The sequence below is a fragment of the Actinoalloteichus caeruleus DSM 43889 genome, from assembly GCF_000429185.2.
Classification (GTDB): Bacteria; Actinomycetota; Actinomycetes; order Mycobacteriales; family Pseudonocardiaceae; genus Actinoalloteichus_B; species Actinoalloteichus_B caeruleus.
The window spans coordinates 1,228,799-1,243,839 of sequence record NZ_AUBJ02000001.1 but is presented as its reverse complement, the minus strand read 5'-3'; the positions used below and the strand labels follow the sequence as shown (position 1 = coordinate 1,243,839).

The 15,041-nt window shown below is 71.4% G+C and carries 1 protein-coding gene; it reads left to right on the top strand.

Annotated features, from left to right (window positions below; all coding sequences use genetic code 11):
- Position 1 precedes the first annotated feature (1 nt).
- Positions 2 to 14,932, top strand: coding sequence for a type I polyketide synthase (locus tag G443_RS04385; protein WP_253860292.1), 14,931 nt, complete (start codon positions 2 to 4; stop codon positions 14,930 to 14,932).
- The last annotated feature ends 109 nt before the right edge of the window (positions 14,933 to 15,041 follow it).

The window sequence follows — 15,041 nt, the reverse complement described above, 5'->3', positions numbered from 1 at the left end:
GGTGGAGCAGGGGCTGGCGTTGTTCGACGCGGCCTGGGGTGTGGACCGGTCTGTGGTGGTGCCGGTGGTGTTGGACCTGCCCCGGTTGCGGGTCCAGGTCGGGGCCGGGGGCGTGCCCCCGATGCTGCGGGGGCTGGTGCGGGCACCGGCACGGCGGGCCGTCGCCGAATCCGGACCTGGGCTCGCCGCCCGGCTGGCAGGGCTGACCGCACCCGATCAGGTCGCCGTTGTGCTCGACCTGGTCCGTGACCAGGTTGCTGGCGTCCTCGGTCACGCATCGGGAGCGGCCGTCCAACCGCACCACGCCTTCAGCGATCTGGGTTTCGACTCGTTGACGGCGGTGGAGCTGCGGAACCGGTTGAACGCGGTGACGGGGTTGCGGTTGCCGGCGACCCTGGTGTTCGACTACCCGACCCCGGCGGTGTTGGCCGAGTTCGTGGTGGGTGAGTTGGTCGGGACTCGGGCTGCGGTGGAGACCGTGGTGGCCACGGGGGTCGGGACCGACGAGCCGATCGCGATCGTGGGGATGTCCTGCCGTTACCCGGGGGGCGTGTCGAACCCGGACGAACTGTGGGACCTGGTCGCGGCTGGCGGTGACGCCATCGGCCCCTTCCCCCAGGACAGGGGGTGGGGTGTCGACGGGTTCGGCGGGTTCCTCGCGGACGCCGCCGAGTTCGATCCGGCGTTCTTCGGGATCTCGCCGCGTGAGGCCTTGGCGATGGACCCGCAGCAGCGGCTGCTGCTGGAGGCCTCGTGGGAGGCCTTCGAAAGGGCTGGTGTCGACCCCACCGGTCTCAAGGGCAGCAGGACCGGTGTCTTCGCCGGTCTCATGTACCACGACTACGGCATCGACGTGGCCCAGATACCGGACGGTGTCGAAGCCTTCATGGGGATGGGCAACTCGGGCAGTGTGCTGTCCGGTCGGGTCGCTTACACGTTCGGGTTCGAGGGTCCGACGTTGACGGTGGACACGGCGTGTTCCTCGTCGTTGGTGGCCCTGCACCTGGCCGTGCAGGCCCTGCGGTCCGGGGAGTGCACGATGGCCCTGGCCGGGGGAGTGACCGTGATGGCCACTCCCGCGACCTTCGCCGAGTTCACCCGTCAGGGCGGTCTCGCGGGTGACGGCCGGTGCAAGTCGTTCTCGGCCTCGGCGGACGGGACCGGGTGGTCCGAGGGTGTCGGTGTCCTGTTGGTGGAGAAGCTCTCGGATGCCCGCAGGCTGGGGCATCCGGTGTTGGCGGTGGTGCGGGGCACGGCGGTCAACCAGGACGGGGCGTCCAACGGGTTGACCGCGCCGAACGGTCCCTCGCAGCAGCGGGTGATCCGGCAGGCCCTGGCCAACGCCCGGGTGGCCCCGGAGCACGTTGATGTGGTGGAGGCGCACGGTACCGGGACGACGCTGGGTGATCCGATCGAGGCGCAGGCGTTGTTGGCCACGTATGGGCGGGATCGGGATCGGGCGTTGTTGTTGGGTTCGGTGAAGTCGAACCTGGGTCACACGCAGGCCGCCGCGGGGGTGGCGGGTGTGATCAAGATGGTGCAGGCGATGCGGCATGGGGTGGTGCCGGCGACGTTGCACGTGGATGAGCCCAGTCGTGAGGTGGATTGGGAATCGGGTGCGGTGGATCTGGTGCGGGAGCCGGTGTCCTGGCCGGAGACCGGTCGTGCCCGACGGGCCGCTGTGTCCTCGTTCGGGATCAGCGGCACCAACGCCCACGTCATCATCGAGCAGTTCACCGGTGACGCTCCTCCCAACGAGGGCGAGCCCGTGATCACCACTCCCACGGTTCCCTGGGTCCTCTCCGGGAAGTCCCCGGCCGCGCTCACCGCGCAGGCGGCGCGTCTGCTGGGCCACCTCGAGGGGGAGGAGCACTTCGACCCTGGTGCTGTCGGGCACTCGCTGGCCCTCGGTCGGGCGCGGTTCGAACACCGCGCGGTCGTCGTCGCCAACGAGCTCACGGAGTTCCGGGCCGCGCTCGCCGCGCTCTCGGCCGGTGCGACGCACGACGCCGTCGTCACCGGTGCCGCGATGGTGTCGGAGGCCAACGCGGTGTTCGTCTTCCGGGACCGGCCGGAGGAGTGGCTGGCCACCACGTCGGACCTCCTGGCGGCCTCGCCGGTCTTCGCGACACGGTTCGACGAATGCGCCGCCGCGCTCGCGGAACACGCGGACTGGTCACTCCAGGACGTGTCGCGCTTCCGTGCCGACGCTCCCGAACCCACGCGCCCCGATGTCGCCCGTTCCGGCCAGTGGGCGGCCATGGTGTCGTTGGCCGAGGTGTGGCGTGCCTGTGGCGTCCGACCCGTCTCGGTCGCCGGCGATGGGGTGGGCGCGGTCGCCGCGGCGGTCGTCGCAGGCGGACTCGATCTGGCGGAAGCCGCCCGGCTCGTCGTGGCCGGGGAGAACGCCGTCAGCACCACCGGGTCGGACATCCCAGTCCACTCCCTGGACCAGGCCGTTGACGGCGTGCCGGTTCGGGTCGATCTGGGCCAGCGGCCGGAGTCGTTCTGGTTCGCCCTGGCCGAGGCGCACACCCGGGGCGTCGCGGTGGACTGGACCGCGGTGTTCACGGGTGAGGGACCCCGTGTCGTCGACCTGCCGACCTATGCCTTCCAACGGCAGCGCTACTGGTTGAAGGCGACCGGTGGCCGTGGCCAGGACGTGACGGCCGCGGGTCTGCGGGCTGTCGACCATCCGATGATCGTCTCCGAGGTCGGTCTGGCTGGCGGTGACGGTGTGGTGCTCACCGGTCTCCTGTCGGGTGAGACGCACCCCTGGATCGGCGAGCACACGATCTCCGGTTCCGCCCTGCTGCCGGGGACCGCGTTCGTCGAACTGGCCCTGGCCGCCGCGGAACGGGTCGGATACGCGCTTCTGGACGAGCTGACGATCGAGGCGCCATTGGTCCTTCCGGCGGGTACCGCCGTCACCGTGCAGGTCGCGGTGTCGGGGGAGGACGAGTCCGGCCGTCGCACGGTCGCGGTGTACTCGGCTCCGGCTGAGGGCGACGAGGACCTGTGGACCCGGCATGCCAGCGGCTCGCTGGCGCTGTCCGCCCGTGCTGTCACCGAGGAACTGTCGGTGTGGCCACCGGAAGGCGCGGCTCCGATCGAGGTCGAGGACTTGTACGAGAGCCTTGCCCGTGGCGGGTACGAGTACGGTCCGGTGTTCCAGGGGCTGCGTCGGGCCTGGCGTCTTGGTGAGGACGAGGTGTTCGCCGAGGTCGCCCTGCCGGTGGATGTCGCGGTCGACGGGTTCGGGGTGCACCCGGCCCTGTTGGACGCGGCCCTGCACGGTGTGGCGTTGTTCGATGGCGAAGGCGGGCTGCCGTTCGCGTGGTCGGGTGTGTCGGTGTTCGCCGTCGGTGCGACCACGGCCCGGGTGCGGATCTCCCGTGCTGGTTCCGGGTTCTCGTTGCTGGTGGCCGATGGTGTCGGCCAGCCGGTGGCGGCGGTGGATTCCCTGGTGTTGCGGCCGTTCGTGCCGGTGTCCGGGCGTCAGGACGGGCTGTACGGGATCGAGTGGGTCCCGGTGTCGGGTGAGGCCCTGACCGGTGACCACCAGGTCGTGTCGTTGCCGCCGGGTGGTGAGGTGCGGGAACGGTTGGCCGAGGCGCTGGCCCTGGTGCGGGACACCGACGACGATCGGGTGCGGGTCGTGGTGACCCGGGGTGCCACCGACGGTCGGGACCTGACCCAGGCCGCGGTGTGGGGTCTGGTGCGCACGGCCCAGTCGGAGAACCCGGGCCGGTTCGTGCTGGTTGACCTCGACCCCGACACCGACTCCGAGGGTGTGGAGCTTCCGGAGTTGGTGGCCGGAGAACCGCAGCTGGCCGTCCGTGACGGTCGGCTGCTGGCACCCCGGCTGGCCCGGGTGGCCCCGGAACCGGGGGAACCGCTCCCCGAGGGGGGCACGGTGTTGGTCACCGGTGCCAGTGGTGTGCTGGGCGGGTTGGTGGCCCGGCACCTGGTCGAGCGGTACGGGGTGCGGCACCTGGTGCTGCTCAGCCGCAGCGGCGGTGACGGTGGTGTGGGTGAGCTCGATGCCGAGGTCCGCACGGTGGCCTGTGACGTGGCCGATCGGGACGCGGTGGCTGAGGTGGTGGCCGGGATCGGGTCGGAGCATCCGTTGGTGGGTGTGGTGCACACCGCGGGGGTGCTCGATGACGCGATGGTGTCGTCGTTGACCCCGGAGCGGTTCGATGCGGTGTTGCGTCCGAAGGTGGAGGGCGCGTGGAACCTGCATGAGGTGACCCGGGGTCTGGACCTGGCGATGTTCGTGGTGTTCTCGTCGGTGGCCGGGGTGCTGGGTTCTCCTGGGCAGGGCAATTACGCGGCGGCGAACGCGTTCCTGGATGGTCTGGCCCAGTACCGGCGTGGCCTGGGGTTGGCGGGTCAGTCGTTGGCGTGGGGGTTGTGGGCTGAGGGTGGGATGGCTGGGGATGCCCAGCGGATGGCCGGGGCGGGGTTCCCGGCGTTGACGGTGGAGCAGGGGCTGGCGTTGTTCGACGCGGCCTGGGGTGTGGACCGGTCTGTGGTGGTGCCGGTGGTGTTGGACCTGCCCCGGTTGCGGGTCCAGGTCGGGGCCGGGGGCGTGCCCCCGATGCTGCGGGGGCTGGTGCGGGCACCGGCACGGCGGGCCGTCGCCGAATCCGGACCTGGGCTCGCCGCCCGGCTGGCAGGGCTGACCGCACCCGATCAGGTCGCCGTTGTGCTCGACCTGGTCCGTGACCAGGTCGCTGGCGTCCTCGGTCACGCATCGGGAGCGGCCGTCCAACCGCACCACGCCTTCAGCGATCTGGGTTTCGACTCGTTGACGGCGGTGGAGCTGCGGAACCGGTTGAACGCGGTGACGGGGTTGCGGTTGCCGGCGACCCTGGTGTTCGACTACCCGACGGCTACCGTCCTCGCCGAGCACATCCGGGCCGAGATCGCTGGGGACGCCGCCGCCGTGCTCCCGGCTCCCCCGGCGATCACTGCGGGCGAGTCCGACGACGACCTCATCGCGATCGTGGGCATGTCCTGCCGGTACCCGGGTGGAGTCGGTACCCCGGACGAGCTGTGGGATCTCCTCCGCGATGGCGGCGACGGGATCACCCCGCTCCCCGGCGACCGCGGCTGGGATCTGGACCGGTTGTTCGACCCGGACCCGGACAATCCGGGTACCAGTTACACCACCGAGGGTGGGTTCCTGCACGACGCCGCCGAGTTCGACCCGGGCTTCTTCGAGATCGGGCCTCGGGAGGCGATGGCCATGGACCCGCAGCAGCGGCTGCTGCTGGAGGCGTCCTGGCAGGCCGTCGAGTCGGCGGGGATCGACCCCACGTCGTTGCGGGGCAGCCAGACGGGGGTCTTCGCCGGCGTCATGTACCACGACTACGCCTCGCAGCTCGCGCTGTCGGCGGAACACGTCGAGGGGTACCTGGCCACCGGAACGGCCGGCAGCGTCGTCTCCGGGCGCGTCGCCTACACCTTCGGCCTGGAGGGGCCGACCGTCACCGTCGACACGGCGTGCTCGTCGTCCCTGGTCGCGTTGCACCTCGCCGCCCAGTCACTGCGACTGGGGGAGTGCACGATGGCTCTCGCCGGTGGGGCGACCGTGCTGTCGACCCCGGGCAGTTTCGTCGAGTTCAGCAGGCAGCGTGGCCTGGCTCCCGACGGCCGCTGCAAGTCCTTCGCGGCGGGTGCGGACGGCACGAGCTGGGGTGAGGGCGTCGGCATGCTCCTCGTGGAAAGGCTGTCCGACGCGCGGCGCAACGGTCATCCGGTTCTCGCCGTCCTGCGCGGTTCGGCTGTGAACTCCGATGGTGCGTCCAACGGGTTGACGGCGCCGAACGGTCCGTCGCAGCAGCGGGTGATCCGGCAGGCGTTGGCGAACGCGCGGTTGTCGGCGTCCGAGGTGGACGTGGTGGAGGCGCACGGGACGGGCACCGCGTTGGGTGACCCGATCGAGGCGCAGGCGTTGTTGGCGACCTACGGGCAGGACCGGCCGGCGGACCGGCCGTTGTGGCTGGGGTCGATCAAGTCGAACATCGGCCACACCCAGGCCGCCGCCGGCGTGGCCGGTGTCATCAAGATGGTGCAGGCCATGCGGCACGGCATGCTGCCCAGGACCCTGCACGTCGACGAGCCGACACCCCAGGTCGACTGGTCGACGGGGGCCGTGCGGCTGCTCACCGACCAGGTGCGGTGGCCGGAGGAGAACCGGCCGCGCCGTGCGGGGGTGTCGTCCTTCGGAATCAGCGGCACCAACGCCCACGTGATCCTCGAACAGGCTCCCACCAGCGGAACGACCGTGTTCCTCTTCTCCGGGCAGGGCTCGCAGCGGGCGGGCATGGGCCGGGAGCTGTACGAGGCGGAGCCGGTGTTCGCCGAGGCCTTCGACGAGGTGTGCGCCGAACTCGACCGGCACCTCGACCGGCCGCTGCGCGAGGTGGTGTTCGGCGATGCCGAGGCGCTCGACCGGACCGTGTACACGCAGGCGGGGTTGTTCGCGCTGGAAGTCGCCCTGTTCCGCCTGCTGGCCCACCGCGATCTCGCGCCCGACGTCCTCCTCGGCCACTCGATCGGCGAACTGGCCGCGGCGCACGTCGCGGGGGTGTGGGACCTGGCCGACGCAGCCCGCGTCGTCGCGGCCAGGGGGCGTCTGATGCAGGCGCTTCCTGAGGGCGGCGCGATGATCGCCCTGCGGGCCACTGAGGACGAGGTCACCCCACTGTTGGGTGAAGGTGTGTCCCTCGCGGCGGTCAACGGACCGAACTCGGTCGTCCTGTCCGGGGAGGAGAACGCCGTCGTCTCGGTGGTCGCGCGGTTCGACGGGAGGAAGTCAACCCGTCTGCGGGTCAGCCACGCTTTCCACTCCGCGCTGGTGGACGGCATGCTCGACGAGTTCCACGCTGTCGTCGCGAGCGTCACGGCGAGGACGCCGAGCATCCCGATCGCCTCGTCGGTCACCGGGTCCCTGGTGACGGACGAGATGCGCGACCCCGACTACTGGGTGCGCAACGCTCGGGAGACCGTCCGTTTCCGGGACGCGGTCCTGGCGACGGGCGCGACGAAGCTCGTCGAGGTGGGGCCGGGCGATGTCCTGACGGGGATGGCGCGGGCGTGCCTTCCCGGTCAGGTGGACGTCCTCACCCTCACCGACCTGTCGACGAGGTCCCTACCGGTGACCCCGTGGGTGGTCTCGGCCAAGTCCGAGCAGGCCCTGACCGCGCAGGTCGACAGGATCCGTACCCACGTGGAGACCACCGGTCCGGATCCGGTGGACGTGGGCTACTCCCTGGCCACCGGCCGAGCCGTGTTCGACCACCGGGCGATCGTCCTCGGTGACGAGGTCATCCAGGGCAGTGCCGCCCCGGGTCGGTTGGCGGTGTTGTTCACCGGTCAGGGCTCGCAACGCCCCGGAATGGGCCGGGAGCTGGCCGAGGCGTTCCCGGTGTTCGCCGAGGCCTTCGACGCGGTGTGCGCCGAACTCGACCGGCACCTCGACCGACCGATCCGTAACACCGTCTTCCACGACGATGATGGTGCTGGGGTCCTGGATCGGACGGTGTACGCCCAGGCGGGGTTGTTCGCCCTGCAGGTGGCCCTGTTCCGGTTGATCGAGTCCTGGGGGGTGGTCCCGGACTCCCTGCTGGGTCATTCCATCGGGGAGCTGGCCGCGGCGCACGTGGCCGGGGTGTGGGACCTGCCCGATGCCGCTCGGGTGGTGGCGGCACGGGGCCGGTTGATGCAGGCCCTACCCGAGGGTGGGGCGATGGTGGCGGTGGAGGCCACCGAGGACGAGGTCATCCCGTTGGTGGGGGCGGGGGTGTCGCTGGCGGCGGTGAACGGCCCGACGGCGGTGGTGCTCTCCGGTGAGCGCTCGGCGGTGGCCGGGGTGGTGGACCGGTTGGGTGACCGTCGGGTGCGGTGGTTGCGGGTCAGTCACGCCTTCCATTCCGGGTTGATGGACCCGATGCTGGCGGAGTACCGGGCGGTGCTCTCCTCGGTGGTGTTCCGGGAGCCGGTGGTGCCGGTGGTGTCCACGGTGACCGGTGCACTGGCCGGGACTGGGTGGTGTGACCCGGAGTACTGGGTGCGGCAGGTCCGGGAGACGGTCCGGTTCGCCCAGGGCATGGCCGCGCTGGACGGGGTGGGGGTGTCCCGGTTCCTGGAGTTGGGTCCGGACGGGGTGCTCTCGGCGATGGGGCAGGACTGCGCCCCCGACGCAGTGTTCGTTCCGGTGTTGCGCCGGGACCGCCCCGAACCGGAGACGGTGGTGGGGGCGTTGGCGCGGGTGTTCGTCCACGGGACCGAGGTCGACTGGGCCGGCTATTACGCGGGGTGTGGGGCACGTCGGGTTCCGCTGCCCACCTACGCCTTCCAACACGAACGCTACTGGCCGACGCCCGCCCCGCGTTCTCCCTGGCAGCGGACCGACACCGAGTCGCGGTTCTGGAACGCGGTGGACAGCGCTGATCTCAGCGGCCTCGCGGACACCCTCGACGTCCCCGACCAGGAAACCCTCAGCGCGGTGCTGCCGGTCCTGTCCTCGTGGCGGCGTCGGACCCTCGACCTGTCCACCGTCGACTCCTGGCGGTACCAGGTCACCTGGCGTCCCGTGCGCGGTACGGGACCGGTCCACCTCTCCGGAACCTGGCTCGTGATCGGTCCGGAGGAACACCCACTCGTCGCGACGATGACCACTGCCGGAGCGGACGTGGTCACCGTCGCCGATCTCGACGGGCCGCTGCCCACCAATCCGTCCGGCGTCCTGGCCCTGACCGCCACCGACGCCCGGACCACGACGGGTCTGCTCCGGGCGTTGGAGCTCGCCGGTGTGCACGCGCCACTGTGGTGCCTCACCGGGGGTGCGGTGTCCACCGGACGCTCCGACCCGCTGCGTGACGTGGGCCAGGCACAGGTGTGGGGGCTCGGTCGCGTCGCCGCTCTCGAGATGCCGACCCGCTGGGGCGGTCTCATCGACCTCCCGGAGACTCCTGACGAGCGAGCGTTCACCCGGGTGTGCGCGGTCCTCGCCGGGCTCGGTGAGGACCAGGTAGCAGTCCGTTCGTCCGGAGTGCTGGCCCGGCGAGTGGTACCCGCACCCGCCGGTGGAACCGGTAGCTGGGCACCGCGCGGCACGGTCCTCATTACCGGAGGAACCGGGGCACTGGGTGCGCACACGGCACGGTGGGCCGCCCGGAGTGGCGCCGATCGGGTCGTGTTGACCAGCCGGCGTGGCATGGCCAGCCCGGGAGCCGAGGAACTGTGCGCCGAACTCGGCGAACTGGGCGTGCCGGCGGTGGTCGCGGAGTGCGATGTCACCGACAGGGACGCGCTCGCTCGTCTCGCTGGCACGCTCAGTGACGTGCGGGTGATCGTGCACGCCGCTGGTGCGGCCCCGATGGGGTCCCTGGCCGAGCTGGACGCCGACGGGCTCTCCGAGGCGTTGTCCGCCAAGGTCGTCGGGGCCGGCAACCTGGCCGAAGTGTTCGACGGCGGCTCGCTCGACGCGTTCGTGCTCTTCTCCTCCATTGCCGGGGTGTGGGGCGGCGGAGGACAGGCCGCCTACTCGGCGGCGAACGCCGCACTCGACGCCATCGCCGAAGCGCGCAGGGCGGCCGGGCTGCCAGCCACGTCCATCGCCTGGGGGCCGTGGGCGGAAGGCGGCATGGCGGACGGCGGGGTCCAGGCCGAGCTGAACCGGCGGGGCCTCAACGCCCTGGCCCCGGAACGAGCCATCGCAGCCATGGAGTTGGCGCTGTCCCGTGACGAGACCCACCTCATCGTCGCCGACGTCGACTGGACCCGGTTCGCTCCGTCGTTCACCACCCTGCGACCCAGCACGCTGTTCGCCGACATCCCGGGCGCGGTCGCGCCAGAGCCCGAGGTCGCGACGACGGACAACGGGCTGCGTGACCGCCTGCGGTCGGTGGCCGGGACCGAACGCCACCAGCTGCTCGTCGAGCTGGTGCGGGCCGAGGCCGCCGCGGTGCTCGGTCACGCCACGGCAGACCCGGTTGACGCATCGACGGCCTTCAAGGAGATGGGATTCGACTCACTCGCGGCGGTCGAGCTGCGGGACCGGCTCACCAGGGGAACGGGCTTGTCCCTGCCGGCCACGATGATCTTCGACTACCCCGCTCCGGAACCACTGGCACGGTTCCTGCTGAGCGAGCTGCTGGGAGCGGTCGAGGAGCAGGTGGAGGAGGTCACCCCCGAAGGGGCGCCGGTGGTGGACGACCCGATCGTCATCGTCGGCATGAGCTGCCGTTTCCCCGGCGGAGCTTCCTCCCCAGAACTGCTCTGGGACCTGCTGGTCGACGGGCGGGACGCGATCACGGCGTCCCCGGAGAACAGGGGGTGGGACCCGGTGGCCTGGGGCACCTCGTCCGAGATCAGGGGCGGCTTCCTCGCTGACGCGGGGAACTTCGACCCGGGTTTCTTCGGCATCTCCCCTCGTGAGGCCCTGGCGATGGATCCGCAGCAGCGGCTGCTGCTGGAGGTGTCGTGGGAGGCGTTCGAACGTGCCGGCATCGACCCGGAGTCGTTGCGGGGGAGCAGGACCGGTGTCTTCGCCGGCACCAACGGCCAGGACTACGGTGCGTTGTTCTTCCAGTCGGCCGACGGTGACAGCGGCCAGGGTGGTACCGGGAACGCGGCGAGCGTGATGTCCGGGCGGCTGGCCTACACCTTCGGTCTGGAGGGTCCGGCGGTCACCGTCGACACGGCGTGCTCGTCCTCCCTGGTGGCACTGCACCTGGCCGCCCAGGCGCTGCGCGCGGGCGAGTGCTCGCTCGCGCTGGCCGGTGGTGTCACCGTGATGGCGACGCCTGGTGCGTTCGTCGAGTTCGGCAGGCAGGGAGCCCTCGCCGCGGACGGGCGGTGCAAGGCCTACTCCGACTCCGCCGACGGCACCACCTGGGGCGAGGGCGTTGGTGTCCTGGCTCTGGAGCGCCTCTCGGACGCCCGTCGCCACGGGCACCCCGTGCTCGCCGTGGTCCGGGGCTCCGCCGTGAACTCGGATGGGGCCTCGAACGGCCTGATGGCGCCGAACGGTCCATCCCAGCAGCGGGTGATCCGCCAGGCACTGGCCAACGCCGGACTGCGCGTCGACCAGGTCGACGTGGTCGAGGGGCACGGCACCGGGACCGCGTTGGGTGACCCGATCGAGGCGCAGGCGCTGCTCGCCACCTATGGCCAGGACCGGGAGCGCCCCCTGTTGCTGGGTTCGGTGAAGTCCAACATCGGCCACACCCAGGCCGCGGCGGGCGTCGCGGGCATCATCAAGATGGTGTTGGCACTGCGGCACGCGACCCTGCCCAGGACCCTGCACGCCGCGGAGCCGTCGTCCCACGTCAACTGGGACACCGGTGCGGTGACGCTGCTGACCGAACAGGCTGCCTGGCCGGAGACGGGGGAGCCGAGGCGTGCTGGGGTGTCCTCGTTCGGGATCAGTGGCACCAACGCCCACGTGATCCTGGAGTCGGCTCCGCCGGCGGTGGTCGAGGCGGAGACCGCGACCAGGGCGCTGCCGGTCGTGCCCTGGGTGCTCTCGGCGAAGTCCGCCAGGGCTCTCACGGCACAGGCCGACCGGCTGTCGTCGGGCGTGGGTGGTTCGGCATCCGACCCGGTGGACGTCGGGTACTCGCTGAGCCGACGGGCTCGGCACCCGCATCGGGCGGTCGTGCTCGACCCGTCGGCGCTGTCCGACCTGTCCGGTCCGTCGGTGGTGCGCGGGGTGGTCGCCCCGGGCAAGTCCGCGGTGTTGTTCACCGGTCAGGGCTCGCAACGCCCCGGAATGGGCCGGGAACTGGCCGAGGCGTTCCCGGTGTTCGCCGAGGCCTTCGACGCGGTGTGCGCCGAACTCGACCGGCACCTCGACCGCCCGATCCGTAACACCGTCTTCCACGACGACGGTGATGGTGCTGGGGTCCTGGATCGGACGGTGTACGCCCAGGCGGGGTTGTTCGCCCTGCAGGTGGCCCTGTTCCGGTTGATCGAGTCCTGGGGGGTGGTCCCGGACTCCCTGCTGGGTCATTCCATCGGGGAGCTGGCCGCGGCGCACGTGGCCGGGGTGTGGGACCTGCCCGATGCCGCTCGGGTGGTGGCGGCACGGGGCCGGTTGATGCAGGCCCTACCCGAGGGTGGGGCGATGGTGGCGGTGGAGGCCACCGAGGACGAGGTCATCCCGTTGGTGGGGGCGGGGGTGTCGCTGGCGGCGGTGAACGGCCCGGCGGCGGTGGTGCTCTCCGGTGAGCGCTCGGCGGTGGCCGGGGTGGTGGACCGGTTGGGTGACCGTCGGGTGCGGTGGTTGCGGGTCAGTCACGCCTTCCACTCCGAGTTGATGGACCCGATGCTGGCGGAGTTCCGGGCGGTGCTCGCCTCGGTGGTGTTCCGGGAGCCGGTGGTGCCGGTGGTGTCCACGGTGACCGGTGCACTGGCCGGGACTGGGTGGTGTGACCCGGAGTACTGGGTGCGGCAGGTCCGGGAGACCGTCCGGTTCGGTGCCGCCGTGGAGCGGACTCGGGAGTTGGGGGTGTCCCGGTTCCTGGAGTTGGGTCCGGACGGGGTGCTTTCGGCGATGGGGCAGGACTGTGCCCCCGAGGCCGTGTTCGTTCCGGTGTTGCGCCGGGACCGCCCCGAGCCGGAGACGGTGGTGGGGGCGTTGGCGTCGTTGTGGGTGACGGGCATGCCCGTGGACTGGGCCGCCTACCTCGCCGAGACGAACGCGCGCCTGGTGGACCTGCCCACCTACCCGTTCCAACGCGAACGCTACTGGCCCACCGCCGCGGTGGAATCTCCCACGAAGGGTGGCGGGACCACCTCCGAGGAGGACGTGCGGTTCTGGGAGGCCGTCGACCGTTCCGACCTGTCCGGCTTGGCCGACGGCCTGGACCTCGACGGCGACCAGCCGTTGCGTGAGGTGCTGCCGAAACTGTCGTCCTGGCGGCGGGAACACCGCGAACTGTCCGTCGTCGACGGGTGGCGGTACGGCGTGGACTGGCGGCAGGTGGATTTCGATGCCAGGAAGATCAGTGGTACGTGGGTGGTGGTCGGCACTCCCGAGCTCCTCACCCACCCGGTGGTCACCGGACTGGCCGAACGAGGTGCCCGGGTGGTCCCGGTCTCCGTGGGGGAGTCGGGGCTGGACCGGGCCGGGTTCACCCGGGAACTCGGTGCTGTCCTGGCCGAGCACCCCGAACCAGCCGGGATCCTGTCCCTGCTCGGGATGAGCGAGGACTGCCTGCCCGAACTCCCCGAGATCCCCACCGGACTGATCACCACCCTGGCCCTGGCCCAGGCCCTGCACGACACCGACTGGCCCAGCCCCGTGTGGTGCCTGACCACCGGAGCGGTCTCCACCGGCCCGTCCGACCCCCTCCACAGCCCCGTCCAGGCCCAGATCTGGGGCCTGGGCCGGGTCATCGGCCTGGAACAACCCGGCCGGTGGGGCGGCCTGATCGACCTGCCCCCCACCCTCGACGACCGGGCCTTGGACCGGATCAGCACGGTCCTGACCGGCACCGAGGACCAGATCGCCCTGCGTCCCACCGGGGTCCTGGCCCGCCGCCTGGTCCACGCACCCGCCACCCGGCCCGGTGCGGCACTGGCCCTGCGGGACACCATCCTGATCACCGGGGGCACCGGGGCGTTGGCCACGCACGTGGCCCGGTGGGCCACCAGCGCCGGTGTGGACCGGGTCGTGCTGGCCAGCCGTCGGGGCCCCTCCGCGCCCGGCGCGGTGGAGTTGCGGGAGGAACTGGCCGCCACCGGTGTGGACGTCGAGGTCCTCCGGTGCGACGTGACCGACCGGCAGGCCTTGGCCGAGTTGGTCTCGGAGGTGGACAGCGGGGGCAGCCCGGTGCGGGCGGTGGTCCACACCGCCGGGGTCGGGCAGTTGACCCCGTTGCCCGAGATCACCGGGGAGGAGTTCGTTCACGTCCTGCGGGCCAAGGTGCTGGGCGCGGCGAACCTGGACGCGGTGTTCGCTGGTCGGGAGTTGGACGCGTTCGTGTTGTTCTCCTCGATCGCCAGTATTTGGGGTAGTGGCGGTCAGGGTGCCTACGCGGCGGCGAACGCGTATCTGGATGCGGTGGCGGTGCGGCGTCGGCAGCGGGGGTTGGTGGCCACGGCGGTGGCGTGGGGTCCCTGGGCTGAGGGTGGGATGGCTGAGGGTGCTGCGGGGGAGCACCTGTTGCGGCATGGTCTGCCGGCGATGCCGGCGGAGTTGGCGGTGGTGGGGTTGCGGCAGGCGGTGGTCGAGGGTGACGTGGTGGTGGCGGTGGCGGAGGTGGAGTGGGAGCGGTTCGCTCCGGCGTACGCGGCGTCGCGGGTGTGGCCGTTGATCGGGGAGTTGCCGGTGGCGGTGGCGGCGTTGGAGCGGGTGGGTGGTGGTGAGCCGGATGAGGAGCAGTCGTCGGTGTTGCGGGCTCGTCTGGTGGGGATGGGGGTGGAGGAGCAGCGGCGGTTGTTGGTGGAGTTGGTGCGGTCGGAGGCGGCGGGGGTGTTGGGTCATGCCTCGGTGGAGGGGGTGGAGTCGGGGCAGGCGTTCCGGGAGATGGGTTTCGATTCGTTGACCGCGGTGGAGTTGCGGGGTCGGTTGACGGCGGTCACGGGGTTGTCCCTGCCGGCGACGTTGGTGTTCGACTACCCCACCCCCGAGGCCGTCGTCGAGTACCTCCGGCAGACCGACCTGGTGGCTGGTGGCGACGACACCGCCGGCCTGCTCGCCGAGTTGGACAAGCTGGAGGCCGGCCTGGCCGGCACCGCACCCGACGAGCTCACCCGGGCGAAGGTCGCGGTCCGGCTCCAGGCGTTCCTCGCCAAGTGGACCGGTGAGACACCGCAGGTCACCGGCCCCGGAGTGGTGGACCAGCTGGAGGATGCGTCCGACGACGAGATCCTGTCCTTCATCAACGACGAGCTGGGCCGCGCCACCTGAGCCCCGGTCCGGCCCCCTGCCCGACTGGGGGAGGGGGCCGGACATTAGGGGTGTTGCCCCACAGGGGCATCAAATAGCTTCGGAGAGGGTCGCGATAGGGGTTCGGTCC